The sequence below is a fragment of the Rhodanobacter sp. Root480 genome (assembly GCF_001426645.1).
Classification (GTDB): domain Bacteria; phylum Pseudomonadota; class Gammaproteobacteria; order Xanthomonadales; family Rhodanobacteraceae; genus Rhodanobacter; species Rhodanobacter ginsenosidimutans.
Map to the genome: position 1 here is coordinate 1,042,495 of NZ_LMEX01000001.1, position 24,469 is coordinate 1,066,963.

22 protein-coding genes are annotated in these 24,469 nt (G+C 64.2%); 18 read left to right on the top strand and 4 right to left on the bottom strand.

Going from position 1 to position 24,469, the window contains the following annotated elements; translation table 11 throughout:
* Nucleotides 1-91: 91 nt before the first annotated feature.
* Complete coding sequence (locus ASD22_RS04885) at nucleotides 92-769, top strand: glycosyltransferase family A protein (RefSeq protein ID WP_156458942.1); 678 nt, start codon at nucleotides 92-94, stop codon at nucleotides 767-769.
* A gap of 123 nt (nucleotides 770-892) precedes the next feature.
* The gene (locus ASD22_RS04890) at nucleotides 893-2,023 is read left to right on the top strand and encodes a GGDEF domain-containing protein (RefSeq protein ID WP_082520124.1); all 1,131 of its coding nucleotides are present in this window, start codon (nucleotides 893-895) and stop codon (nucleotides 2,021-2,023) included.
* Nucleotides 2,024-2,060: 37 nt separating this feature from the next.
* Here the strand turns inward: ASD22_RS04890 and ASD22_RS04895 are convergent, their stop codons facing one another.
* On the bottom strand, nucleotides 2,061-4,544 hold the full coding sequence (locus tag ASD22_RS04895; protein ID WP_056079653.1) for a glycoside hydrolase family 9 protein: 2,484 nt from the start codon (nucleotides 4,542-4,544) through the stop codon (nucleotides 2,061-2,063).
* Between the two features lie 219 nt (nucleotides 4,545-4,763).
* Here ASD22_RS04895 and ASD22_RS04900 point away from each other — a divergent pair, with 219 nt between their 5' ends.
* The 6 genes from ASD22_RS04900 (at nucleotide 4,764) to ASD22_RS04925 (ending at nucleotide 14,232) form a co-directional block, all read left to right on the top strand.
* Nucleotides 4,764-6,875 (top strand): M48 family metalloprotease, encoded by a 2,112-nt coding sequence (locus tag ASD22_RS04900; protein WP_056079656.1) that lies wholly within the window; start codon nucleotides 4,764-4,766, stop codon nucleotides 6,873-6,875.
* 123 nt (nucleotides 6,876-6,998) lie between these two features.
* Nucleotides 6,999-8,447 carry a hypothetical protein gene (locus ASD22_RS04905; protein WP_056079658.1) on the top strand — a complete coding sequence of 483 codons (1,449 nt, stop codon included), beginning with the start codon at nucleotides 6,999-7,001 and terminating at the stop codon, nucleotides 8,445-8,447.
* Nucleotides 8,448-8,874: 427 nt separating this feature from the next.
* A complete protein-coding gene (locus tag ASD22_RS04910; RefSeq protein WP_056079661.1) occupies nucleotides 8,875-9,390 on the top strand; it encodes a lysozyme inhibitor LprI family protein in 516 nt (171 codons plus the stop codon).
* A gap of 26 nt (nucleotides 9,391-9,416) precedes the next feature.
* Nucleotides 9,417-10,958 carry an XVIPCD domain-containing protein gene (locus ASD22_RS04915; RefSeq protein ID WP_056079663.1) on the top strand — a complete coding sequence of 514 codons (1,542 nt, stop codon included), beginning with the start codon at nucleotides 9,417-9,419 and terminating at the stop codon, nucleotides 10,956-10,958.
* A gap of 100 nt (nucleotides 10,959-11,058) precedes the next feature.
* On the top strand, nucleotides 11,059-11,694 hold the full coding sequence (locus ASD22_RS04920) for a DUF4893 domain-containing protein (RefSeq protein ID WP_156458944.1): 636 nt from the start codon (nucleotides 11,059-11,061) through the stop codon (nucleotides 11,692-11,694).
* A 162-nt stretch (nucleotides 11,695-11,856) separates the two neighbouring features.
* Entirely contained in the window at nucleotides 11,857-14,232 is a 2,376-nt protein-coding gene (locus ASD22_RS04925; RefSeq protein ID WP_056079670.1) for a glycoside hydrolase family 95 protein, read from the top strand.
* A gap of 17 nt (nucleotides 14,233-14,249) precedes the next feature.
* Here the strand turns inward: ASD22_RS04925 and ASD22_RS04930 are convergent, their stop codons facing one another.
* Complete coding sequence (locus ASD22_RS04930; protein WP_056079672.1) at nucleotides 14,250-15,299, bottom strand: hypothetical protein; 1,050 nt, start codon at nucleotides 15,297-15,299, stop codon at nucleotides 14,250-14,252.
* 123 nt (nucleotides 15,300-15,422) lie between these two features.
* Between ASD22_RS04930 and ASD22_RS04935 the strand changes: the two genes are divergently transcribed.
* The gene (locus tag ASD22_RS04935) at nucleotides 15,423-16,307 is read left to right on the top strand and encodes a LysR family transcriptional regulator (RefSeq protein WP_235577525.1); all 885 of its coding nucleotides are present in this window, start codon (nucleotides 15,423-15,425) and stop codon (nucleotides 16,305-16,307) included.
* 41 nt (nucleotides 16,308-16,348) lie between these two features.
* Here the strand turns inward: ASD22_RS04935 and ASD22_RS04940 are convergent, their stop codons facing one another.
* Nucleotides 16,349-16,714, bottom strand: a complete 366-nt coding sequence (locus ASD22_RS04940; protein ID WP_056079687.1) for a DUF6164 family protein — start codon at nucleotides 16,712-16,714, stop codon at nucleotides 16,349-16,351.
* Nucleotides 16,715-16,788: 74 nt separating this feature from the next.
* On the opposite strand from ASD22_RS04940, the gene ASD22_RS04945 reads away from it, so the two are divergent.
* Both ASD22_RS04945 and ASD22_RS04950 read left to right on the top strand, forming a co-directional pair.
* Nucleotides 16,789-17,133 carry a zinc ribbon domain-containing protein YjdM gene (locus tag ASD22_RS04945; protein WP_056079690.1) on the top strand — a complete coding sequence of 115 codons (345 nt, stop codon included), beginning with the start codon at nucleotides 16,789-16,791 and terminating at the stop codon, nucleotides 17,131-17,133.
* 136 nt (nucleotides 17,134-17,269) lie between these two features.
* Nucleotides 17,270-18,178, top strand: coding sequence for a polysaccharide deacetylase family protein (locus ASD22_RS04950; RefSeq protein ID WP_235577526.1), 909 nt, complete (start codon nucleotides 17,270-17,272; stop codon nucleotides 18,176-18,178).
* A 42-nt stretch (nucleotides 18,179-18,220) separates the two neighbouring features.
* Here the strand turns inward: ASD22_RS04950 and ASD22_RS04955 are convergent, their stop codons facing one another.
* Nucleotides 18,221-19,048: an SDR family NAD(P)-dependent oxidoreductase gene (locus ASD22_RS04955; protein ID WP_056079691.1), complete on the bottom strand. Its 828-nt coding sequence runs from the start codon at nucleotides 19,046-19,048 to the stop codon at nucleotides 18,221-18,223.
* 186 nt (nucleotides 19,049-19,234) lie between these two features.
* Between ASD22_RS04955 and ASD22_RS04960 the strand changes: the two genes are divergently transcribed.
* The 7 genes from ASD22_RS04960 to ASD22_RS04990 all read left to right on the top strand — a co-directional run bounded on the left by ASD22_RS04960 (nucleotide 19,235) and on the right by ASD22_RS04990 (nucleotide 24,387).
* Complete coding sequence (locus ASD22_RS04960; RefSeq protein WP_056079695.1) at nucleotides 19,235-19,666, top strand: hypothetical protein; 432 nt, start codon at nucleotides 19,235-19,237, stop codon at nucleotides 19,664-19,666.
* A 57-nt stretch (nucleotides 19,667-19,723) separates the two neighbouring features.
* Nucleotides 19,724-20,623 (top strand): DUF1080 domain-containing protein, encoded by a 900-nt coding sequence (locus ASD22_RS04965; protein WP_056079698.1) that lies wholly within the window; start codon nucleotides 19,724-19,726, stop codon nucleotides 20,621-20,623.
* 606 nt (nucleotides 20,624-21,229) lie between these two features.
* A complete protein-coding gene (locus tag ASD22_RS04970) occupies nucleotides 21,230-21,685 on the top strand; it encodes a MarR family winged helix-turn-helix transcriptional regulator (protein WP_056079700.1) in 456 nt (151 codons plus the stop codon).
* A 54-nt stretch (nucleotides 21,686-21,739) separates the two neighbouring features.
* Nucleotides 21,740-22,363 (top strand): glutathione S-transferase family protein, encoded by a 624-nt coding sequence (locus ASD22_RS04975; RefSeq protein ID WP_056079702.1) that lies wholly within the window; start codon nucleotides 21,740-21,742, stop codon nucleotides 22,361-22,363.
* A 67-nt stretch (nucleotides 22,364-22,430) separates the two neighbouring features.
* Nucleotides 22,431-22,865, top strand: a complete 435-nt coding sequence (locus ASD22_RS04980) for a VOC family protein (RefSeq protein ID WP_056079705.1) — start codon at nucleotides 22,431-22,433, stop codon at nucleotides 22,863-22,865.
* Nucleotides 22,862-23,566 carry a thioredoxin family protein gene (locus tag ASD22_RS04985; protein WP_056079706.1) on the top strand — a complete coding sequence of 235 codons (705 nt, stop codon included), beginning with the start codon at nucleotides 22,862-22,864 and terminating at the stop codon, nucleotides 23,564-23,566. The genes ASD22_RS04980 and ASD22_RS04985 overlap by 4 nt, the downstream gene beginning before the upstream one ends.
* A 167-nt stretch (nucleotides 23,567-23,733) precedes the next feature.
* Complete coding sequence (locus ASD22_RS04990; RefSeq protein WP_056080983.1) at nucleotides 23,734-24,387, top strand: glutathione S-transferase family protein; 654 nt, start codon at nucleotides 23,734-23,736, stop codon at nucleotides 24,385-24,387.
* The last annotated feature ends 82 nt before the right edge of the window (nucleotides 24,388-24,469 follow it).

Genomic DNA, 24,469 nt, shown 5'->3' on the forward strand with positions numbered 1-24,469 from the left:
CGTGCCATGGCCCCGCGCAACCGCGCGGGCGCACGTGATCGTGGCGACCGGACTCGTCCGCGAGCCTCTCCCGAAAAGCCAGCCGAGCTTCATGTCGACACCGTTCTTCTCCATCGTCATGCCCACCTGGAACCGCGTCGCATGGCTCGACCGCGCGCTGGCGTCGGTGCTGGCGCAGCAGGAGTCATCGTGGGAGCTGCTGATTGCCGACGACGGCTCGTCCGACGGCACATGGGCGTCGCTGTGCGACTGGACGCGCCGCGACGGCCGCGTGCGCTGCTGGCGACACGCCAACCGTGGGCCGGCGGCAAGCCGCAATGCGCTGCTGCGCCACGCGCGCGGCAAGTGGATCGTGTTCCTGGACAGCGATGACGAACTGCTGCCCGATCACCTTGCCCTGCGCCGCGAGGCCATCGCCGCGCAACCCGCTACCGAGCTGTGGTTGTCGCCGATGCGCATCGTCGGCAATCCCTTCGTGCCGAGCTGTATGCATCCCGGCGAGATGATCCATGTCGATCGCTGCATCGGCGTGGGCATGATCACCGTCCGGCGCGAGGCGATCCTGCGCGCCGGCGGCTTTCCCGATATCAGTTACGCCGAAGACGCCGCACTGATGACGCAACTGCGGATCATGGGCACACGAACCGCGTGGCTGACCCATCGCACCTACGTCTATCACCGCGATCACGCCGACAGCATCACCGGTCATCAGGCGCGGCAGACCCAGCCTTCCCGGCAGCATGTGGTGGCCGAAACCGTCGCGGGCTGAGCGCCCCCTTGGCGCTCGGCCGGACAGCCGCCATCCCGCAGCCAGAATCGATGCACTTGCGGCGGCGGGCAACCACGCCGGCACCTCAGTTCGCGATGGCGGAGTGGCCGCAACCATCACGGCATGCGCCCTGCCCGCACGCAAATCGGCCTCGGCTACACTCATCTACTCGCCGAGGATTCTCCCCACATGGCGCCATCCGTTTCCCGCGATCGTCTCCTTCACGGCGCAAGCATGATCACCTTGTCGCTGACATCGCTTGCCGGCGCTGCAGCCACCGCGCTCGCCTGGCTCGGGCCCGTGCACCGGCCGATGGACATGGTGATCCCGCCGCTCACGTGCGTCTTCTTTCTTGTCCTGCTGATCATGCTTGTGCGCTGGCCGCATCGCCTTGGTCTCATCATGCGCGTCGCGTTGGCGGCCGCGCTGGCCGCACTTGTCGCGCCAGCGTGGTTCTACACCTGGCAGGCCACGCAGACGCAGGGACTGCGGTTGATCGACATCTATCCGCCGATCGGCTCGCTGCTGCTGGTGCTGATGGTGACGGCAATGATCTACCTGCCGACCCGCGATGGCGTGACGATCGTCGTGGCCGGCTGGCTGCTGGTGGCCTTGCCGGTGCTGGTCTACCTGTTTGCCCATCCCCAGGAAATACGCACGCCGCGAGGCGCCGACCTGTTGATGAGCTATGGGCCAGTCTTCGTGCTGCTGCTGGTGCTGCTGCCGGTGCAGCGCAAACTGACCAGAAGGATCCAGCACCTGGTCTCGGAGCAGGCCCACATGGAAGCCATGGTCAACCGGGATCCGCTGACCCGCATCTACAACCGCCGCTTCTGCGAACTGGTACTGCGAGACCTGCTCACCCGGCAGATCCCGGCAGGCGTGATCATGTTCGACATGGATCACTTCAAGGCGATCAACGACACCTACGGCCATCCGGTTGGCGATCGCGTCTTGCAGCAGGTGGCGCAGCGATGTCAGGAGCTGCTGCGCAAGAACGAATGCCTGGCCCGTTGGGGCGGCGAGGAGTTCCTCGTCGTCGTGCCGGATGTCGATGCCACTGCCCTGCACGCACTGGCCGAGCGGCTGCGAAAATCCATCACTGAATTGTCGATCGAGCCGGTGTCGCTGGTGAGCGCATCTGTAGGCATCACGCGGGTGCTGGATGGCGACACCACCGACACCATTTTTCAGCAGGTGGACAAGGCGCTCTACCGGGCCAAGAAGCTGGGTGGCAACATGGTGTCATCGTGATCGATGAACGCAGGATGCCGCCACTTTCCCCTCCCGCCTACTTCCCCTCGTGCTGCGCCGCCAGCGCCAAAAACATGAAGTTGGTGGCGCCGCCGCCCAGCACGTATTCGCGCTGCTGCCAGAAGTAGGGCCAGATTTTCAGCTCCGGCAGGTCGGGTCGAATCAGGGCCGTGCCGGAGATCACGCCGCCGGGGATGTAGCTCCAGTCGGCGCGGTTGCCGCCGTAGGCCACCGTGGCGGACAGCGCGCCCACACCGGAGGCGAACGACTCGGGGTTGTCACCCGGATGCACGCCGAGCACGAAGTTGAGCGCCTCCATCTGCAGCGTGTCCGGCGTGAATTGCGGCCACGCCTTGCGGAAGAAATACTGGCTGACGCCGAACTTCTGGATGTCCCAGCCAGCACCCCAGATGTACGGCACATACGGCACGCCGTACGGTGTCTTGGTGGCGTCCGCGGTGAGTTTGGCCTGATAGGTTTTCACCGCCGCTCCGACCTCGTCGATGAAGGCCTGGTCGTGGATCAGCGGCATCGCTTCGGCCAGCATGGCGCCGGTCTTGTCGATGTGCGCGACGATCTGCGGCTTCAGGGCGATCAGGCGCTGCACGTACGTCGCGTCGGCCGTGGTTTTCGCCAGTTCCGCCAGCGCGAATACCTTGGCGCCAAGGTCGTCGGCGCGGTCGATGGCGTGGCGGTAGAGGTCGAGCGCGGCATCGAGCGACTGCTTCGCCATCGCCGGGTTCGCCGCCTTTAGCACCCGTGCGGCGGTCGCGAGTTGCGCCGCCGTGGTGAGTTCGCGATCGGGGTTGTCCTCGGTGAACACCCAGCGGTCGTCTGGAATGGACGAGGTCGTCGCGGTCTTCTGGCCCGGCTTGAGCGCGGGATCGTAATCGAGCCCGTCCGTCTGGGTGGAGACATCGCCGAGCAGCACGTATTGCTCCAGCGTCGGCTCGATGATGCCGCGATAGGTGCGGCCCAGCGCCTTGTAGCCGCCGAGCACACTGAGCAGGCCATGCTCCATCTGCTGGATCGCGTCGTTGACGCCGTCCGGCCGGTGGATATGGGCCACCTTGTTCATCTCGTCGATGCTGGTAGCGTCGTAGTCGAGGCCGAACTCCTCCACCATCTTGGCCAGCAGCCATACCGTGCCCATCTGGCTCTCGACGCGCAGGTCGTAATCGCCGGCATCGTGCCAGCCACCCGAGGTCAGGCCTGGCACGCGGTCGCCGGGCTTGTAGCGGGTCAGCGTATCTGGCCCCTGCGCATAGCCGTCGAAGTGCACGCCGATTTGCGCCATGCGCGCATCGTCCTGATGATCGAGTCCGTGCCAGGTGCGGTAGTTCTCCTTCACCAGCATGTGGCACATCTGCACCGGCAGGAAATATTCGAGCGTGGGCTGCCACACACCGCGATCGTAGACATCGTCGGCAATGCGGAAAACGTGCGTCTTCTGCCCGCGATAGGACAGCTGGTACATGCCGGGGTCGGTCACCGCGCCGAGATCGGCGGTCAGGTAGTTGTAGCGCAGGAAATGGCCCCACGGCTTGGGCCTGAAGCTGGCCACCTGCCGAGGGCCGCCGGCGGTCATCTTGTAGAGGATCAGCGCATCGGCCTTGTCGTCGCGCTTGTCCTGCTCGATCACCACGGTCTTGGCCTGACCGGGTCGATAGCCGACCTGCGACACCTGCACCACCGGCGCGCCGCGCCAGTCCGGATCGACGTTCGGTGTGATGACCCACGACACCGCATTCTTCGTGGCGCCCGGGCGCGTGATCTCACGCACGATGTACCAGCCGTTGTTCTGGTTGCCGCGCCCGTCGAGCAGTTCGAGCCGACCCGTGCGGCTCTCGATCTTCAGCCGTTGCAGCTTGCTTTCCGGCGCCACCACCAGGGTTTTGCCTTCGGCCATCGGGGCAGAAATCAGCTGGCCATGGTCGTCACTGATGGGGCCGTCCGCCTGGCGCGGAAAGATGCCCGACACCTGATCCATCAACCAGCTCTTGCCGAACAGGTCGGTGGGAAACAGCTCGAAATTGAAACCGACCTTGCCCTCCCACTCCGCCGGCAGCGGCTTGTCCAGGTCGACGCTGACCTTGAACGCATCGCCGTCCATCGGCGTCACGCTGACGTGGTAGCTGAAATGGAGGTCGGGGTACTCGATCGGGTTGAAGCCCTTGCGGTTCTTCGTCTCGTCGGGATAGTGCAGCGTCTGGGTGACGGTCTGCGCCGCCGCGTCGACCACCGGTTCGCCATCGCCCGCCGGCATCGGCGACCACTGCCCCGGCGACGACTCAAGCCGCAGGTCGCCATTGGCCGCCACGCGCGTGCCGTGCTGAATCACCGTCACGCCTGTCTGGTGGCCGTCGGGATAGATGTCGGCAAACACCGTGACGTTCAGCCCCGGCGCCTCGAAATAGCCCTTGTCGTTGAGCTTCAGCTGCGGCTCGGCCGGGGCCGCGCCGGCTCCTCTTGCAACCAGTGCCACCAGCAGACCGACGGCCATCGAAAGCGTGCGTTTCATTGATATCCCCTGGAGGCGGACCCGGTTCGGCCGCGCTGTGAGCGAACGCCAGAAACTAGCCCACGTGTCCGGGTACGGCAAGCAAGCGACCCGTATCCGTTCGTCGAAGGCTTCGCAAAGCCCGCATCGGAAATCCACGGGCCGGTGCGCCTCACCGGGAACCGCTGCTTCGGCCGCGCTAGACTCATCGCGCGGAGCTCCTCCGCAGGGGAATACGGCATGAGCGAACAACGCGGACGGCCAGGCGATGGCCGCTCTTCCACGGATTTCTTCGGTCGCCAGGACGATGCGCAACGCGCCACGCGGCGCATGCTGTTGCTCCTCGCGCTGGCCGTAACGTTGGTGCTCGTCGCGCTGGTGGCCGCGCTGGCGCTGGGCAAATACGCGTTCATGCACTACTTCGGATTGGTCTACGCGGGCTACTCGCCGTGGCCGGCCACATCCACAATGGCCGGCATCGCCATCGTCGCCGCCGGCGCCATAGGGTGGGTGTCGTGGTCGCGCATGCGCGAACTGGACCTTGGCGGCCGCGTCGTCATGGAATGGATCGGCGCGCGGGACGTCGACCCGGACACCACCGACCCGGTGCACCGCCGGCTCAACAACATCGTGCAGGAAATGGCGATCGCCAGCTCGATCCCGCCGCCCGATGTCTTCCTGCTTGTGCGCGAAGACGGTATCAACGCGTTCGCCGCCGGCCATGGTACCGCCGACGCCGCGATCTGTGTCACGCAGGGCTGCCTGGACAAGCTCACCCGTGACGAGCTGCAGGGCGTGATCGCACACGAATTCAGCCACATCGTGCACGGCGACATGCGGCTCAATATCCGCCTGATCGGCCTGCTTGCCGGGGTGATGTTCCTGGCAACCACGGGGCGCTCGATGATCTACGGCGACTTCAGCAGCGGCAGGAAAGACCCGACCTTCTACATGCTGGGGCAATACAGCATCGGCTTCATCCTGTTGTGCGTGGGCTCCATCGGCCACCTCGCCGGCCGCGTGCTGCAGGCGGCGGTTTCGCGCTCGCGCGAGTTCCTGGCCGACGCGGCCGCGGTGCAGTTCACCCGCCAGCAACTGGGCCTGGTGGGTGCGTTGCGCAAGATCCAGGCGCTCAGCGCAGGCTCCGCATTGCACGGGTTCGACAGCAGCGAGGTGGCGCACATGCTGTTCGGCGAAGGCGGCCGCTGGTCACGACTGCTGGCGACGCACCCGACCGTGCCCGTGCGCATCCGCGCGCTCGGCATGCCCTACCGCGAGCAGGACATCGCACGCATCGCGCGCGATTGGCAGACAACGGTACGGACGGCAGACGCGGACGCCCGTCACGTCTCCCTTGCCGGTTTCGCTCCGGCGATGGCAACGGCCCACGAAGGCAACCGCGCCACCACACGCGTCGCACAAACGCCGGGTACCGCGACACCGAGAGCACTGACGACCAGCATTGGCCAGACTATCGAAACGGCCATCCATACGGCCAACCATTTATTGCAGTCCGTACCCCGCCGGCTCCTTGACGCAGCCGCCAGCACCGATGACGCGCCGGCCCTGATACTGAGCCTGGCCGTCGACACGGACCGGGCGTGGCGCACCACCCAGCTCGATCACATCGAGCACCACCTGGGCGCAACATTCCGCGCACAAGTCGACACCCTGCTCGATGCCGGCACCCGGTTGACGCCAAAAGCGCGTCTGCCCCTGCTGCAGCTCGCCTTGCCACGCTTGCGCCGCATGCCGCACGCGCAGGGGCAGATGTTGTTGCAAGCGCTGGATGCACTGATCCATGCCGACGGCCGCATCGGCCTCTACGAATTCTGCCTGGTGCGTCTGGTTCGCCTGTACCTGGACGAAGCCGCGCAACCGGCGCGCGCCCGCATCGCCGGACCGGCGCGGTTGTTCGACCGACGCGCCGATTTCGCCACGCTGTGCGCGATTCTCGCCGGCCGCGACGGTGTCGACGGCAATGCCGCGCGTCACATCTGGCAGCAGGCCATGGACAGCGCCCTGCCCGATCACGGCCTCGCATACGCCGTGCCACCCGCCTGGCAAACCTCGCTGGATGCGCTGCTGCAACGCCTCGATGCGCTGCGCCCCATCGACAAGGAGCTCGCGATCGAGGGCCTTGCCATCGCCGTGCTCGCCGACCAGCGCGTCACCCTGGAGGAAGCGGAGCTGTTGCGACTGATCTGCGCCTGCCTGCATTGCCCGTTGCCGCCATTCCTGGTGATGGCGGATGGCCGGGGCAAACACGAATACCGATCCGCGTTCACCGAAGGTAGCGAGCCCAATCCATTGACCCGAGAAAACGATGCCCTCACCACGGAAACCCGCTAGCAGATCGAGCTCGAACAAGGCACCCGGGCGTACGAACGCACATAATCGACCGACACAAACCCGCCATCGCGGGCACCGCCGGCAGACGGCGGCATGCACACCGCTTGGCTTCAAGGGAACGCCATGATCCACAGCACGCTCATCCGCCGCGCACTGGCCTTCGCGATGTTGGCTTTCGCCGCCGCAAGCCCCGCGCAGACACCCGGAACCACGCTGGCCGCGTGCCCGCCCGGCACCCAGCGGAACGCGGCCGACGCCGCAGCGGTGGCAGAGCGCAGCCGTGAGCTCAAGGTACTCGGCATCGAGCAGATGAAGCCCGCGGTGGGTGCCTTCGATATCGGCAAACCCTGCAACGCCAATTACGACGAGGCGCTGGCCAATCCTTATCCGAAATTGCCGGACGCGCTCACTACACGCGCAGGGAAGAAGGTCACCACGACGTCGCATTGGCGGCATGACCGACGCCCGGAAATCGCCGAGCTGATGCAAAGCCAGGTCTACGGTTTCGTGCCCGGCAACGTGCCTGCGGTGACATGGAAAGTCACTCGTACCCTGCGTCACTCCATCGGCGGTATCGCTGTGGTCACCAAGGAACTGACCGGCCACGTCGACAACAGCGCCTACCCATCCATCACGGTGAACATCCGCGCCAATCTGGTGACGCCGGCCGATGCACGGGGCCACGCGGTGCCCGTCATCGTGATGAACGGCAGCCGCCTGCAACCGATCCCCAGGAATCCACCGGCATCGCTTCCGCACAACATCAGCTATTACAGCCTGCTGGGCGAGGACAACCTGGAGCAGCTTCTCCGCCGTGGCTGGGGCTACGTGGCGCTCGACAGCACCAGCGCGCAGCCGGACAGCCTGCCCAACGGCGACGGCATCGGCAGGGGCATCATCGGCCTGGCCAACCGGGGCAAGCCGCGCGGCATGGACCAATGGGGCGCGGTGCGCGCCTGGGCCTGGGCCGACAGCCGCCTGCTGGATTATCTCGTTACCGATCCGGACGTGGACGCTCGACGGATCGGCATCTTCGGCCACTCGCGCTTCGGCAAGGCAGCGCTGGTGGCAATGGCGTTCGAACCGCGTTTCGCCATCGGCTACATCAGCGCCGCCGGCGCGGGCGGCAGCGCCCTCTTCCGGCGCAACTTCGGCGAAACGCTGGCCAATCTCACCGGCCCCGGCGAGTACTACTGGTTCGCCGGCAACCTGATGAAGTACGCCGCCGTCGGCAGCTCGCCGGACGAGCTGCCGGTGGACAGCCACGAGCTCATCGCCCTGTGCGCGCCGCGACCACTCTTCCTCAGCGGCGGCATTTTCATGTCTGAGCCGGGAAAGATCCCCGGCGACGCCTGGCAGGACACGCGCGGCACCTTCATGGCCGCTGTCGCCGCCAGCCCGATCTACACCCTGCTCGGCGCCAAAGGCCTCGGCACCGACACCATGCCCCCGCCACTGACCCTGATCGACAGCGGCAAGCTCGCCTTCCGCCAACATACGGATGGCCATACGCCCAGCCCGAACTGGCCGTATTTCCTGCGGTTTGCGGCGAGGGAGTTTGCGGAGCCATAGCGGGCTGCTTCGAAACACAGCTGCCGGCCATGAATTGTCTGCGAGCCAGGTAGACGGCGCCATTTTCAGAAATCGAGGGACCATACGATCAACACCGAGCCTGTTGCGCTTTCCCTTACGCAAATTGCAGAGGTGACTCACGTTCGTCGGCTGCGGACCGGTAGTAGGCTCGATGGTGAAAAGCTCATGCCGACCCCACGAGTAGATCGGATGTCGTCCATCACCTTTCGTTCCACAACTTGTTGGTTGTTGGCGTGCTCGCCGTTGCGCCGCGACCTGCCGCGAACAAAACGAAGACGCCTCCAGCGGAAGACCCGGCGGTCATCAGGCTTATGGCAACCATTGCCAAGACGACTCAGACCACCGACATCCGATCCATAGTCCCTCATAGAGAACCCGATCCTCTTCACAACCAAAGAGCCCTTTCATGAAACCCCACCTCGGATTCACGATCTCATTCCTGGCCTCAACGATCGTTACCGCCGCGTTTGCCGCGCCGTTGCCCCCGCCCTCGCGGATCGAACCCAAGGCCGATGTGGTCAATGGCATCGCCATAAGAGCTGACGTAGAGCGGCTGTCCTATATTTCGCCTCGCTATCTGGGCATCCGCCCTGCCTATGACGCCTGCATAACGGAAACCCTCGGCGTAGTTCCGAAACAACAGGACTGCGCTGACGCGGAGTACACCTATCAGGACGGCCGCTTGAATCGAGACTACAAGGCGCTTCTGGCCACGCTCGAACACGACGACAGCCAGGCTGCCATCGAGGCGCAACGGGCATGGCTGCGCTTTCGCGACAAGGATTGTGCGGCCCGCGCCGGTCGGTTTGGATCGGACGCTGGCCCAACGACGCAATCGACTTGTCTCATGGAAAGCACCGCCCATCGTGCGCAGCAATTGGAAGACTGGACGAATACCGTCAAAAGGCATCCGGCACACTGAGAACCCGACAACAAAGGGACTTTGAAATGAGCGAAAGGGAGTTCAGCGGCGGCGACGCATTTGCCCCAACCTCCATGGAGTACCGCGTCTGCCGGATCATGATGAAAAGCGAATTGCGCGGAGGCCTGGGCGCCTACGAAATGGGCAACGCCGGAGCTGCCCAAAGCGGCCCCAGCTTCGGGCCATTCCAATACGACATCGGAGCGAACCAGGACGGGCGCCATCTTCTCGAATCCATCGCTGAAAGCGCCACGGACGAAAAGGGGCGGCGAATCATCAACGAGCAGGATCTACAGATCATCCAAGACCACTTCTACAAGCCTTTCAACGAATTTACGGGCGCCGACAACACGCTCTACGAACAAATGAAGCCCAAGCTCGACGCCGCCATCGGATCCGATGCTGGCGTCAAAGCGATCGATGCGGATTTCGTGCCCGCGGTACGACAGAAGGTCGCGTCGATGAACGCCGTCGTAGACGGCATGCACGCCGGAGCGAACCAGGCTTTCATGCAGCGTAACGATGCCGCCAAACTCATCCTTGTGGACACTCGGAACCAATATGGGTCCGCCGTGAACAGCGGCCTGGAAAAGTTCATCAGCATGACCAGCGCCGATCCCGCGATGGACATGCCGGGCCGTACCAGAGGCACCACCGTCAAGGTCGAAGGAGCGTTCGGCCTGGACGACATGGTCCGCTACAAGCTTGAAACGGTTTATGGACAAACCGACCGCGGGGCAAAGGATGTGCTCCGGCGCATTTCCCACTGCATCGAAGCTGCAGGTGTCGAGAACATCAAGACCGGCTTGTCCGATGAGGAGGCGCAATTTTTCAAAAGTGGATTGGAAACCTACCTCAGGAATCACGGTCGCAACGCGCATATGCTCGACGCTCCGGAACTGAGCGCACTCGCCGAACTCGGCGACCGAAAACCACCCCTGAAACTTGGAAGTCGAGGTAATGAGGTAAAGGCCCTCCAGCAGGATCTGGCCGAGCTTGGTTACAAACATGACGACCTGCCGCCTAAGGTAGACGGTGCCTTCGGGCCGACGACGCAGGGTATCGTGCGGATATTCCAGCGAGACCATGGACTTGACCCGGACGGCGTCGTTGGAACAAAAACCGCTGAAGCACTTCGCCAAGCCACACTGCAACGATCTGCCCCGATCACGACTTTCGGGGATCCGCAGCACCCGGGACACACCATCTTTCAGCAAGCGCTCGCCGGCATAAGTCGACTCGACACAGCACGGGGCCGGACGCCCGACATGGCCAGCTATAACCTCTCTGGTGCGCTAACGGTGGCCGCACGTCGTGAGGGGCTGGAGCAGATCGACCATGTCCTCCTGAGCGAAGACGCCATGCGAGTTTTTGCAGTGCAGGGCGATTTCAACTCGCCTCTGCGTCGTTTTACCGATGTGGAGGTCGTCAACGGCATGAATACCCCGCTGACGCAAAGCAGTAGCGATTGGCTGCGACTCAATCCGCAGATGCCTTCGGTGCAGGCCAGCACTCCGGCGACGCCGGAGGCAGACGTTCAGATGTCTCAACCGCCAATACCGCACTGAGCAAGGGCGATCGGCGCCACGGTCGGATTTCCCTCCCCTCTACCAAGATGGAACTGCGGGAACAATACGTACAGCGGCCATCCGACGGAAACGCCAAACCATGTCACTACGCAATTCGATTTTCTGCCTCATGATGCTCGCCGCCCCGGCCGTCGCCAGCGCGCAGGAATGCCGCAACTGGAAGGCTGTCGCGCTTCCTTCGGATCGCCCCAGTGTGCAGGTCGACGTCAGCGTCTTGGCCGGTCTTCTTCCCGTGCAACCTGCCAATCCCGACTCGGAATATGCGGACGACGAGATCCGTGCATTGAAGGAAGCCCGCGACCTGCTGCACCGTGCCGGTCATCCGCTTCCTCTGGGGGACATCAGAGGTGCCTGGCGCGTGGCCTCCTACCAGGTGGGAAGAACTGGCGGCTACAGCTACCCCTATTTCGCCGGGCATATCGACCGCACGACATGCGGCTATCGCTTTATCAAAACTCGGGGTTCGCAGCGCCGCAGTGGCGTATTGCTGCCCATGCAGGAAAACGGGCGCACCCTCGCGTTTCTCGGCGTTGCCACCGTCAACGGAAACACCAGCAAACCGTACGGACCGACCAACCGGCCGATGGGACAGCCGATGGGTCTCGAGGGGCCATCCAATTCGGCAGGTCGATTGCTGCGGATCGGACCGGATACCTTGCTGATGATCATGGACGCGGACGACGAGGGCTTCGAGTTGTATCGGCTGGAACGCTGAGTCGTACGCCCCGGGCGATCTCCCAAACAGCGGACTCCCTGCAACGCAGGAAGCAAGGGATCGGGTATTCCCCGATACTCAACCCTTTCCGAAGAGGGCAACGCATTGCATCCGTCAGCCGAACACCCCCAGACAACCAGGCCTGAAGGCATCGCCCGTCGCATGATGTGGGCCCTGGTTACTGCATTCGCCACCTTGCTCATGGCTTCCCAGGCGCGCGCCAGCAGCGCCGCCCTTGTGTACGACAAGCCGGCCAGTCAGTGGAATGAAGCGCTGCCGCTGGGCAATGGCCTGATGGGTGCCATGGTGTTCGGCGGCGTGCCTGACGAGCGCGTCCAACTCAACCTGGGCACGCTGTGGGGCGGTGTGCCGAACGACTACCTCGCGCCCGGCGCCGCAACGCAGCTGAAGCAGATACAGAAGCTCATTTTCTCGGGCAAGGTGGCGCAGGCCGAGACGCTCAGCGCGGGCTTCATGGGTGATCCGAAATTGCTGATGCCGTTCCAGCCGTTTGGCGATCTGCGGCTGCATGTCGAGAACAAGGGCACGGTGAGCGATTACCGAAGGGAGCTGCGGCTGGACGATGCGATCAGCACCGTTTCCTATGCGGTCGATGGCGTGCATTTTCGCCGCGAGACCTTCATCTCCTACCCCGACCGGGTGCTGGTGATGCACCTCGGCGCCGATCGGCCGGCCGAACAGAACTTCACCGTCGCGCTGACCTCGCCCCAACCCGGCGCCAAGGTCGCGCTGGTGGGCAAGGACACCATCGAGCTGACCGGGCAGATCGAGCCGCGCGCCAACCCGGCATCGTCGTGGACAGGCTCGTGGTCAAAGCCCGGGATGAGCTATGCGGGACGGCTCGTCATCAAGGCCGAAGGCGGCAGCATCCGCCAGGCCGGCGACCACCTGGAAGTGCACGGCGCCGACGCCGTCACCCTCGTATTCAGCGGGGCCACCAGTTTCAAGTCGTATCGCGATATCAGTGGCGACGCCATGGCGGCGGTTCGCACACCACTGGCCAAGGTCGCGCAGCACAGCTACGAGTCACTGAAGAACGCCCACCTGGCCGACTATCACGCGCTCTTCAACCGCGTGCATTTGCGCCTCGGCAACGACACTTCCGACGACACAGTGGCGACGGACCAGCGCATTCGCGACTTCAAGACCCATGACGATCCGTCGCTGGTGGCGCTGTATTACCAGTACGGACGCTACCTCCTGATTTCCTCCTCGCGTGCGGGTGGTCAGGCGGCCAATCTGCAGGGCATCTGGAACCAGGAGCTGTTGCCGCCCTGGGGCAGCAAGTGGACCACCAACATCAATCTGGAAATGAACTACTGGCCGGCCGAGACGGGCGACCTCTGGGAAACCCAGACGCCGCTGTGGGATCTGATCGACGACCTGCAGGTGGCCGGCGCGAAAACGGCGCAGCGCTACTACGGCGCGCGCGGCTGGGTGCTTCATCACAACAGCGACCTGTGGCGCGCCACCGCGCCCGTCGACGGGCCGTGGGGCCTGTGGCCGATGGGCGGGGTCTGGCTATCCAACCAGATGTGGGACCACTACACCTTCAGCGGCGACGAGACTTTCCTGCGCCATCGTGCCTACCCCGCCATGAAGGGTGCGGCGGAGTTTGTGCTGGATTTCCTGGTGGAAGCGCCGAAAGGTTCGCCAGTCGCCGGCAAGCTGGTAACCAACCCCTCCACGTCGCCGGAGAACCGCTACCTGCTCGACGGGAAACCGGTGGGGCTGACCTACGCCCCCACGATGGACATTGAATTGATCAACGATATCTTCAACCACGTGCGCGCCGCCGCCCGCCATCTGGGTGTCGATGCGGCGCTCGTATCCCGCATCGATGCCGCCCAGAAACGCCTGCCTCCGCTGCAAATCGGCAGCAAGGGGCAACTGCAGGAATGGATCGAGGACTATCCCGAAACCGAGCCGGACCATCGGCACGTTTCCCACCTCTACGCACTCTATCCGGGCCACGCGATTTCGCCGGACAAGACGCCAGCGCTGGCCAAGGCCGCGAAACGATCGCTGGAGCTGCGCGGCGATGGCGGCACCGGCTGGTCGCGGGCCTGGAAAATCGCGTTGTGGGCACGGCTCGCCGATGGTGACCACGCCTACAAGCTGCTGCGCGATCTGATCGCCGAAAACACGCTGCCCAACATGTTCGACAACCACCCACCGTTCCAGATCGACGGCAACTTCGGCGGCGCGGCGGCGATCGCGGAGATGCTGATGCAAAGCCGCATCGGCGAGCTCACCGTGCTGCCGGCCCTGCCGAGCCGATGGCCGGAAGGCGAAGTCGACGGCCTGCGCGCCCGCGGTGGCTTGCGCGTTGGCATCACCTGGCGGGATGGAGCGCCTACCGAAGTGCGCTTGCTGAGCAAGGCCGCCACCTCGGTTCACCTTCGCTACCAGCATCACGATGTGGTCGTGGCGCTTGAGCCGGGCAAGCAGCTCATCGTAAACGCTGCGAGGCTGATGCCCCCGGCAAATGAGCGGCAACCCACTATGGCGGACTGACACCTGGGAAGGTCCGGTCAAGCGGCTTGCTCATCATTCCTGCGAGCAACATCAGACCTTCGCCGGGCGAGCGCCGCAACCAGGACGGCCCTGGCACCGTCGGACAGCTCGCAAGCCATGGCCTGCTCGATCTGATCGAGACGGAATTCCTCGCCGATCCGGGTGACGAACAGGGGGTCGTCGATCAGGCTCTCCAGCGTTTTCAGTGCCGCCACAAGTCGCTCCTGCTCCTTCACTGTCCGGCTCTCGAAATTGCTGAACCGCCGCATGGTCAGGTTCTTCATCATGAAAAGCACGGACGGGATGGCGATCGGCACGGCGCCGCCGAGAAAGCCATAGGCATAGATGGTGGAATTCATCGGCAGGCTCGGCGCAATTTTCCCGAGCAGGTCGCCGCCAACGCCATCGAATACGGCGGTTGTCGCCAGCTCGGCGGACAGCGCAGCGAGCCTGTCGGTGAAGCCTTCTTCAGTCACCAGGACATGCTCCACGCCCGACTGGACGAGCGCGCGTCGTGCCGCCTCGGTACGCACCAGAAAAATCGCCGGCAGCTTCCTGCTTCGCGCGAGTGAAGCCATGGCGCAACCCGTGGCCGAATTGCCGGCCGTGACAATCACGCCCTTGTGGCCGGCCTCGGCGATCTCTTCGAGAAAAGCGTAGGCCGTCATGATGTTGACGAGCGAGCCGCAGTAATCCCGCGCACGAACATGGTCCGGCAGGATCAGGCAGGCCGAATAAGGCACGTGTGCCCGCTCGCACCAAAGCCCCACACTCTCCGCGCTTCGGCCCAGCGATCGGTAGACCGCCACCTGCTTGCCCGCATAGTCCGCGGGCACGCCTGCCCCCACCGCGATCACCCTGCCCGCACCCGACGCACCCCATACCTCGTGGCGGTCGAGCGCGAGGGGATTGCCGACCGCGGTCGGCATGCGCAGGAACGTCTTGTCGCCCTGGTTGATCGCCGAGGCGTCCATCTCGACAAGTACGTGCCCGGGCGCGGGTTCGCTCGGCGTGGGAATATCGCGAACCTCCAACGTGCGGCTGGGTGTCACGCAGATCGCTTTCATCGGTTTGCTCCTGGTTCGATGGCTGCGCGCAGCTTAAGCAACCTCATCCATTGCCGAAACGGCCGATAGCGACATACCATCCATTCCATCCTGGAATCGGTGGCGGTGACTCACATGGATCGGATGCACGCGATTCGGCTGTTCGTACGCCTCGTCGAATGCGGCAGTTTTTCCGCCGTGGGGCGCGAGGAAGGGATCGGGCAACCCGCCGTCAGCAAGCAGATCGGCGCACTGGAACGGTACCTTGGCGAGCAACTCGTCCTGCGCACCTCACGCCAGGTGGTGATCACCGAGGCGGGGCACGCGTTCTACGAATCGGCCAAGCGGTTGATGGACGATTTCGATGCGCTCGAATCCTCCGTGGGCGAGCGCCGGCAATCACCGCGAGGCACCATCCGGATCAACACCGCACCAGCGCATGGCCGGCTCTGCATCACGCCGCTGCTGCCGGAATTTTTCCGGCGGTATCCCGACGTCACGGTTCAGATGTCGGTATCGGAACGGCACGTTGACCTGGTCGGCGAAGGCGTCGATCTGGCGATCCGCCACGGGCGACTGGTGGACTCCTCGCTCACCGCGAGGAAATTGTCGGAGGCGGATGCCGTGCTCACGGCGAGCCGGGATTATCTTGCCCGGCACGGCGTGCCCACCCGGCTCGCGGATCTGGACCAGCACACGTGCATCGTGTTTGCGAAGGATCGCGAGCGTTACCCGTGGTCGCTCAAGGTCGGCAGGGAAACCGTTTCCTATATCCCGCACGGCTCGCTGCTGACCGGCGATGCAGAGCAAGTCCGTGCGGCGGTGCTGTGTGGCCTTGGCATCTCCCAGGCGCCACGCTGGCTACTGGCCGAAGAGATCCGGTCCGGCCAGGTGCAGGTATTGCTGCCGAAGTTGCAGCCGGCGCGCGTGCCCATCCATCTCGTCTATCCGGCCGGCCGTCGTGTACCGATGAGGGTAAGGGTATTTATCGACTACCTGGTGGCGGCGTTTGCGCATCCTTCGCACTGACCGCAAGCGGCCATCCGTAATCGCCCCGACGCGGGCCCGGCTCAACCCCGCAGCAGGAACACCGGCAGCGCCACCATGACCAGCACGAAGAGGATGCCCAGCACGCTCACCACCACGCGCACCGGGTCCGCACGAAGCATCGTGAAGAACGTGTCCGCGGTACCTGCGCGTTTGGCGGCGGCGTACTCCGCGCGGGCGTGATCGCGGCGTTGCCGCTGGAACTCGTCCATGGCAAGCCGGGCGTCGGCGTAGGCGGTGTCCTCGGTCACCCAGATGCCGCCGACTGAAATGCCCCACATGCTGGGCCTGGTTTCGTAGAACGCGATCCCCTGTGCGTCGAGCATCGCGCGCACGCCGTCGGCCTCGTCATGAGGCACGTTGCGCAGGTTCAAAAGCAGTCTGGACATGGCGTGATGATAGCTGCCCTCGCCGCGGCGGTCCCCTCTAGAATACGTGTTCCCCACCATCAACGGATCTGGCCATGCCCGCGTATCCCGCCTGCCCGCAATGCGGACTCGACGACACCTACCCGGACGGTGCCCAGCTCGTCTGCCCGCACTGTGCCCACGAGTGGGTGGCCGGGGAATCCGCCGAAAACTCCTCGGACGAACCGATCGTGCGCGACTGCAACGGCAACCCGCTGGCCGCGGGCGATACCGTAGTGGTCATCAAGGATCTGAAGGTGCGCGGCAGCTCGATTCCGCTGAAGCAGGGCAGCCTGATCCGCAATATCCGCCTGGTGCCGGATGATGCCGAGCACATCGAGGGCAACGCCGACAAGATCAAGGGGCTGGTGCTCAAGACGTGTTTCCTGCGCAAGGCCTGACAAGGCGCCGTAGGACAAGGCGCCGCAGCGAATGACGAAAAACGTGCCGGGCCCACCATGCGCGAACCGGCACCCGCCCCGAATTTGCCGGACACCGCATCCATCGCACCTGGCCAGGATCAATCTGGAGGTTCTTTTGAAAAACCTGCACTCGCGCCTGCTTTTTGCCGTCTGTTCCGCCATCGCTCTGCCAGCCACCGCGCAGCAACTGGCGATCACCTGGGATGACCTGCCCGCCCATGGGCCGCTTCCTGCGGGCGAAACGCGGGTGGCGATCGCGCAGAAAATCATTACCGCCATGCAGCAGGCGAAACTGCCGCCGGTGTACGGGTTCGTCAACGGCATCCAGACGCGGAACGAGCCTGCCTCCACGCCCGTATTGCAGCTGTGGCGCGACGCCGGATTGCCGCTGGGCAACCACACCTGGTCGCACATGAACCTCAATGCCAATCCGCTCGCGGACTGGGAACAGGATGTGACCAGAAACGAACCGATGCTGCGGAAGTACATGGGCGGCGCCGATTGGCACTGGCTGCGCTACCCGTATCTGGCCGAGGGCGACACCGCGCAAAAGCGCGCGGCCGAGCGTCGCTTCCTGGCGGAGCGTGGCTACAAGATCGCCAATGTCACCATGAGCTTCAGCGACTACCTCTACAACGAGCCGTACGCGCGCTGCGTCGCGAAAAAAGACAATGCCGCCATCGCCAAACTGGAAACCAGCTACCTCGCTGCCGCCGACGCCGCCATCGTCTACAGCCGCGCCATGTCGAAAGCGCTCTACGGCCACGACATCCCCTACGTCCTGCTGATGCACGTGGGCGCGTTCGACGCCCGCATGCTGCCGCGCCTGTTGGCGCTCTATCGAGAACGCGGTTTCAGCTTCGTCACGCTGGAGGAAGCCGAAAGCGCTCCCTTCTACCGCAACGATCTCGACCTCAGCCTGCCGTCGTCACCCGACTCTCTCGAAGCGGCGATGGCCGCACGCGGGTTGCCACTGCCAGCCGCTCCCAGCCCCGGCCTCGATCTGGACAAGCTCTGCCGCTGACTGCCGCTGTGAAGACGCGCACCCGGCGTGGCGCATCTTCGATCACCCCGATTTGCGCCCGGTGAATGCGTCCATCGACGAGTACACCTTGAACACGCTTCCGGCCACCCAATCCCACAGCGGCAACGGCAGCAGCCCGCGCAAGGCGCCGCTCAACGCCACCGTCCACGGCATCATCAATCGCGGCTTGCCTGCCTTCATCGCGGCCCAGGCCTTGTCCACGACATGCGCCGGCTCCAGCAGCGGCGTCAGCAACGGCGCGCGGGCACCGGCGAACATGCCGGTCTTAATGTAGCTGGGGATCAGCGTGGTCACCCGCACGTGGCCGTGGCCCGCGCGCTTGAGCTCCAGCCGCAACGAATCGCTCCAGCCGATCAGTGCCCATTTCGAGCCGGTGTACACGGTCATCCGCGGCACGGAGAGCAACCCGGAGGCCGAGGCCACATTCAATATTCGCGCCTCGTTGCCGGCGGCGATCATGCCCGGCAGGAAGGCCCGGGTGACATGCATCGGCCCCAGCACGTTGACGCGGATGACGAACTCGGTGTCGGTGAGCGGGTCGTGCTCCCAGAACGGTTTGCCGCGGACTACGCCAGCGTTGTTGATCACAATGTCCGGGGTACCGACTTCGGCCTGCACCCGTTGCGCCGCCTCGGCGACCGCCTGCGGCGACGACACATCGACCACCTGGGCCAGCACCCTGGCGCCGCGCGAGGCGAGTTCCGTGCGGGTCGCCTCCAATGCCGCCGCGTCCATGTCCCACAACACCACGGCGGCCGCGTGCTCGGCCACCGCGCGCTCGGCATACAGGCGGCCCATGCCCATGGCGGCCCCGGTGATGAGAACGATCCTGCTTTCGACGGTGCGCATGTTTGTCCCCGGGTTTGTGCCGCGATTATGCGCCACGGCCACGAAGTTCCACCGGCACCCGTGGAGATCAACCGAACATCGCACTCACACTATTCCACGGCTCGCCGCGCAGCCACCAACCACCATGGGCGACACCACCACCCACCTCGTATATTCTTTCGTTTCGCCTTGGAATGAGGGGGAAAAATGGCATTCAAGACGCTGATGACCGCAGCCATTCTGATGAGCCTGGGCCTGGCCTCCGGCGTTGCGGCAAACGAACCTCACGGATCAGCGGCACCTGCTTGCGCACAGGACGGGCGGGCAAAAGCCGGCGGTTACTGGCTCGATGCCAAGCTGACCCGCAACGCGAACGCATGGCTCCTGACCCCGCAAACAAACATCCAGTTCGCACCGGAGCAATACGGCGGTGCAGCCGTGCCGGGCACGGGGCACATCCATCTCTATTTGAACGGCACCTTGATCGGCCCGATAACGCATGCGGGCCCGGTCAGCCTGCCGCTGCTCGATCGCGAAACCTACGTCGTGAAACTGGCGCTGACCACCAGCGACCACAACGAAGCAAACTTCGGCGTATGCCGCGAAGTGCGCATTGCGGCATCCGTCATCAATGGATAATCGGCGAAATACCGGCATTTGTCCGGCCCGCCATCCACGACTTGAAAAGGCTTGAGCATGAGAATTTTTGCAGCCATCGCGCTGGCGTTCGTCGTTTCACCCGCAATGTCCGGTGACCTGCCCTCGTTCACCCCCCAAAGCCTGGTGTTGAAAAACATCCCGGCGGCAACCGGGCCAGCCGTTGCTCTGTTCAACGGCAAAAATCTGGACCAGTGGGACGCCTGGCTGGGCTACGCCGATCCGGGCCAGACGTATCTGGCCAAGCACGACGCACCCCTCGGCGTGGGCGGCAAGGGAACCATCTTCACCGTGGTGAACGAGGACGGCGAACCGGCGATCCGCGTCAACGGCCCGACCTGGGGCAGCCTGGTTCATCGCGGTGATTACGCCAACTATCACCTGCGGCTCGAATACAAATGGGGCAAGGCACGCTACGCACCACGCCAGGCGATGCTGCCGAACAACGGGCTGCTGTACCACACGCACGGCAAACCCGGCGCGGTGTGGGGCACGTGGGCGCGCTCGGTCGAGTTCGAGATCATGTCCGGCAGCGTCGGCATGGTGGTGCCGGTGGGCGACAAGCTGAGCGTCACGACAACCGCCGCGCACGACGCCTCCATCATCGATCCAAAGCTGCGCTACATGGTCGGCGGCGTGGATGCCAAAGCCATCGGCAACACCGCCACATGGAACGTGGAGAACAACCACAACGCCGACGCACCCGACGGCGAGTGGAACGTGCTCGACCTCTACGTCGTCGGCAACCACGCCATCCACGTCGTCAACGGCGTGCCCGTGATGGAAGTGCGCAACATCTGCGAGCCCGACACGAAAGGCGTCTGCCAACCCCTCACCCACGGCCACATCCAGCTCCAGTCCGAAGGCGCCGAAACCTTCTTCCGCCACATCACGGTTGAGCCGATCAAGCAGCTGCCGGTGATTGAGGTGGTGAAGTAGGCGGAGGCCTGGTGCATTCCGCCAGCCTCCTTGAAAACCCAAGGCAGGCAGCACGGTCTCCGTTACGACTTGCGACCGCGCACGTTGCGCAGCGTTGATGACGCCAGCGCCAGCAACGTCGCGGCGCCGAGCATACGTCGGAACGGGCTGGCGCCGTCGAGCACCTCCAGACCAGCCCACCAAGCAAGCGCCGCGTCGCGCGCGGTACTTCAGCGGTGCCTCCGACCCCGCTGAAGTGCGCGTTGCCAACGCCAGCGCGCTCCACGCGATCATCGGCCCATTGGGTGATTGCGCGATCGCCACGTGGCCTCGGCGATCGGTGATGAAATGGCGTAACGCTGACGACATGACTTGCTCCTGGCTGGGCCATCAGGCTGGCATGGAAAACGCGCCGGCAAGGTGATCGGCACAGGTATTTCTTCTACCGACAACGGTCATGCGTCGGCGGCAACTGCTGCCACCGTCACGGCGTGACATCGAACGCCGCCTGCTCGGTCGCTTGCGAGCTTCCACCAACCCACCAGGCGCCCAACACTACGATCCGACACCACCAGCCGAGCCACCGGCGCTTGACAGCCCGTTTATGTGCATATACACATATCTCCCATGACACCGGACCTCACCATCTTCGCCACCACCCGTTGCCTGTGCCTCGCGGCGCGGCGTGCGGCGCGTACGATCACGCGCGAATTCGACCAGGCGCTGCGGCCGCATGGCTTGCGCGCCACCCAGTTCACCTTGCTGGCCGCGCTGCATCTGGCCGGTTCGAGCGCCATCGGCGAGCTCGCAGACATGCTCTCTGCCGATCGCACCACCCTGACCCGCAACCTTGCCGTCGCCGAACAACGCGGGTGGGTGACGTTGCGCACCGATCCCGCCGACGCGCGTTCGCGCCTGGCGGCGATCACCCCCAAGGGCTCGCGCGCCCTCAAGGCCGCCATGCCCAGCTGGAACGCAACCCAGCAACGGCTGCTCCAGGACATTGGGGAAGCCACCGCCGCAAGCCTGCATCGACTTGCCGGGGGGCCATGCGTCATGCCACTGCCCACCCAAGGCGAGTGATACAGCCGTAACGGAAACCGAAAGCCCCTTCCGCCGTATCCAAGGAGACGCCCGATGAAGCTTTACTGGTCCAATGTCACTTCCCCGCGCAAGGCCTGTGTGGTCGCGAAATACCTGCAATCACCGGTCGAATACGCCTATGTCGATCTTGATCGTGGCGAACAGAAGGCACCGGAATATCTGGCGCTCAACCCCAACGGCAAAGTGCCGACACTCGTCGACGGCACGCGCGTGCTGTGGGAATCCGACGCGATCATGTGCCACCTGGCGGCGCGTTCGGACTCGGACCTGTGGCCACAGGACGATCGCCAGATCGACGTCCTGCGCTGGTTGAGCTGGGCCGGCCAGGAATTCAATCCGGTGGCGAGCCAGCTTTACTTCGAATACATCATCAAGCCGCGCTTCAATATCGGCGAACCCGATGTCGATGCGGCGGGGCGCGCGCAGGAGGCTTTCCGTCAGCTCGCAGCCATCCTCGAAAACCATCTGCAGGACCGCCGCTGGCTGGTGGGCAAGACACTCACCGTGGCGGATTTCTCGCTCGCAATCACCCTGCCTTACGCCGAAGCCGCGCATATTCCGCTTGCCGAATTCCCAGCCATCCAGCGCTGGCACGACACGTTGTGTGAAATCGACGCATGGCGCGAGCCGTTCCCCGAGATCGCCGTCGCTGCCTGAGCCGCTGCGATCGATTGCCGTCGCTGGCAGTCGTTGTGTCCACTCCCGTCCCACAAGAGGAAATGCCATGAACCTGGTCAGCTACCTTTTCTTCAAGGACAACGCCGCCAAGGCGTTCGATTTCTACGCCCATGCCCTCGGTGGCAAGGTCACGATGAAGGTGACCATGGGCGAAATGCCCGGTGCCGAAGCGCTACCGGCAGAAGCCCGCAACCTGATCGCCCACGTGCGGCTGGAAGTCGGCGACGCCGTGTTGATGGGCTCCGACTGGTGCGGCCCCACCCCCGACCCGTATCCCGGCATCCACGGCAATGCGGTGTCGCTGAGTGTCGACGAACCCGGCGAAGCCGAACGCGTTTTCAAGGCGCTTGCCGAAGGCGGCCAGGTGACGATGCCGATCGCCGAGACGGAATGGGCCCTGCGCTTCGGCATGCTCACCGACCGGTTCGGCGCGAACTGGATGGTCAACTGCAACCGCCCCGTGGCGGGAAACACCCCATGAACGCGCCAGCCATCGCCACGCGCGCGACGTGGCTGGAAGCCCGCAAGGCGCTGTTCGAGAAGGAACGCGCCATGACCCACCAACTTGAGGCATTGCATGCCGAACGCCGTCGGCTGCCCTGGGTGCGGATCGACAAGCGTTACACGTTCCAGGGTCCCGAGGGCACGCTCGACCTCGACGACCTGTTCGGGCGGCAGCAGCAACTGGCGATCTATCACTTCATGCTCACTCCCGGCTCGCACCATGTCTGCCCGGGATGTTCATTCCTGATGGATCACGTCGATGCGGCGCGTCGGCACTTCGAACATGCCGACCTCGCCTTCGCGGCGGTGTCGCGCGCATCCATCGAACGCATTGAAGAAGTACGGCAACGCATGGGCTGGACCTTCCCCTGGGTGTCATCCGGGGAAAGCGATTTCAACTATGACTTTGGCGTCTCGTTCACCGAAGCCGATCGCGCCGCGGGTCGCGCCAGCTACAACTACGGCCTTGCGAGCATCAGCAACAGCCCGGACATGTTCGGCATCAGCATCTTCGCCAAGGATGATGACGGCAACATCTTCCACACCTACTCCACGTATCACCGCGGTGTGGAACTCCTGGCCGGAGCGTTCAACTGGCTGGACCTCACTCCCAAGGGTCGTAACGAAGGCGACGGCACCATGAGCTGGGTGCGGCTGCACGACGAGTACGAAGATTGACGGGTTGCCATGGGCCGTCCTCTTGCCCCCTTTCGGCAAGAGGCGACCGTGCAACGCCTGGCCGATGGAAAGCGGGATTTCCTTCACCAAGAGCCGCAAGCATCGTATTCAAATAGACGTCCATCTCACTCGTACGGGTCGAGTCAACCCCCAAGTGGAGCCGCATGATGACCATCACCATTACCGCGTTCGAAAAATCGCCGGATCGCGGCCAGGGGCTGGCGCGTGACACACGCGTTCGCTGGGCGCTTGAAGAAGCGGGCCAACCTTACGAGGTTCGCCTTGTCTCATTTCACGCCATGAAAGAGCCCGCCCATTTGGCCATCCATCCCTTCGGGCAGATTCCGACCTACGAGGAAGGCGACCTTGCCCTGTTCGAGACCGGGGCGATCGTCCTGCATATTGCAGAACACCATGCGGGACTGTTGCCGGATGATGCCAACGCCCGGGCACGGGCGATCTCATGGATGTTTGCCGCCGTCAACACGGTGGAGCCGCCGATCCTTGATCTCGTTACCGCCAAAATACTGGAGGGCGACAAACCATGGAGCATGGAACGTCTGCCCCTGGTCCAGGACCGCATCCGCCATCGGCTTCGCCAGCTCGCTTCCCGGTTGGGTGGCGCAGACTGGCTTGACGGCCTTTTCAGTGCAGGCGACCTGATGATGGTGCACGTACTGCTCCGACTCCGCCCCTCGGGCATTCTGGACGAATTCCCCGCTCTCGCCGCCTATGTTGCTCGCGGAGAAGCCCGGCCTGCGTACAAGCGCGCTTTTGCGGACCAGTTGGCGGTCAACAAACCTGCCCATGGCGGCCGTTGAAGCGATGGGTTGGGAAAAGGGGAAATGAAAGCTGTCCAACGCTCATCAGGCAACAGCCGCCAGTCGATATATTCACGCTGAG

Coding starts and splice junctions, on each gene's coding strand:
- ASD22_RS04980 (WP_056079705.1), top strand. CDS start 22,431: ATGAACCTGGTCAGCTACCTTTTCTTCAAGGACAACGCCGCCAAGGCG.
- ASD22_RS04905 (WP_056079658.1), top strand. CDS start 6,999: ATGATCCACAGCACGCTCATCCGCCGCGCACTGGCCTTCGCGATGTTG.
- ASD22_RS04960 (WP_056079695.1), top strand. CDS start 19,235: ATGGCATTCAAGACGCTGATGACCGCAGCCATTCTGATGAGCCTGGGC.
- ASD22_RS04970 (WP_056079700.1), top strand. CDS start 21,230: ATGACACCGGACCTCACCATCTTCGCCACCACCCGTTGCCTGTGCCTC.
- ASD22_RS04990 (WP_056080983.1), top strand. CDS start 23,734: ATGACCATCACCATTACCGCGTTCGAAAAATCGCCGGATCGCGGCCAG.
- ASD22_RS04965 (WP_056079698.1), top strand. CDS start 19,724: ATGAGAATTTTTGCAGCCATCGCGCTGGCGTTCGTCGTTTCACCCGCA.
- ASD22_RS04900 (WP_056079656.1), top strand. CDS start 4,764: ATGAGCGAACAACGCGGACGGCCAGGCGATGGCCGCTCTTCCACGGAT.
- ASD22_RS04940 (WP_056079687.1), bottom strand. CDS start 16,714: ATGTCCAGACTGCTTTTGAACCTGCGCAACGTGCCTCATGACGAGGCC.
- ASD22_RS04895 (WP_056079653.1), bottom strand. CDS start 4,544: ATGAAACGCACGCTTTCGATGGCCGTCGGTCTGCTGGTGGCACTGGTT.
- ASD22_RS04890 (WP_082520124.1), top strand. CDS start 893: ATGCGCCCTGCCCGCACGCAAATCGGCCTCGGCTACACTCATCTACTC.
- ASD22_RS04925 (WP_056079670.1), top strand. CDS start 11,857: ATGATGTGGGCCCTGGTTACTGCATTCGCCACCTTGCTCATGGCTTCC.
- ASD22_RS04935 (WP_235577525.1), top strand. CDS start 15,423: ATGCACGCGATTCGGCTGTTCGTACGCCTCGTCGAATGCGGCAGTTTT.
- ASD22_RS04915 (WP_056079663.1), top strand. CDS start 9,417: ATGAGCGAAAGGGAGTTCAGCGGCGGCGACGCATTTGCCCCAACCTCC.
- ASD22_RS04885 (WP_156458942.1), top strand. CDS start 92: ATGTCGACACCGTTCTTCTCCATCGTCATGCCCACCTGGAACCGCGTC.
- ASD22_RS04945 (WP_056079690.1), top strand. CDS start 16,789: ATGCCCGCGTATCCCGCCTGCCCGCAATGCGGACTCGACGACACCTAC.
- ASD22_RS04920 (WP_156458944.1), top strand. CDS start 11,059: ATGTCACTACGCAATTCGATTTTCTGCCTCATGATGCTCGCCGCCCCG.
- ASD22_RS04910 (WP_056079661.1), top strand. CDS start 8,875: ATGAAACCCCACCTCGGATTCACGATCTCATTCCTGGCCTCAACGATC.
- ASD22_RS04955 (WP_056079691.1), bottom strand. CDS start 19,048: ATGCGCACCGTCGAAAGCAGGATCGTTCTCATCACCGGGGCCGCCATG.
- ASD22_RS04985 (WP_056079706.1), top strand. CDS start 22,862: ATGAACGCGCCAGCCATCGCCACGCGCGCGACGTGGCTGGAAGCCCGC.
- ASD22_RS04930 (WP_056079672.1), bottom strand. CDS start 15,299: ATGAAAGCGATCTGCGTGACACCCAGCCGCACGTTGGAGGTTCGCGAT.
- ASD22_RS04975 (WP_056079702.1), top strand. CDS start 21,740: ATGAAGCTTTACTGGTCCAATGTCACTTCCCCGCGCAAGGCCTGTGTG.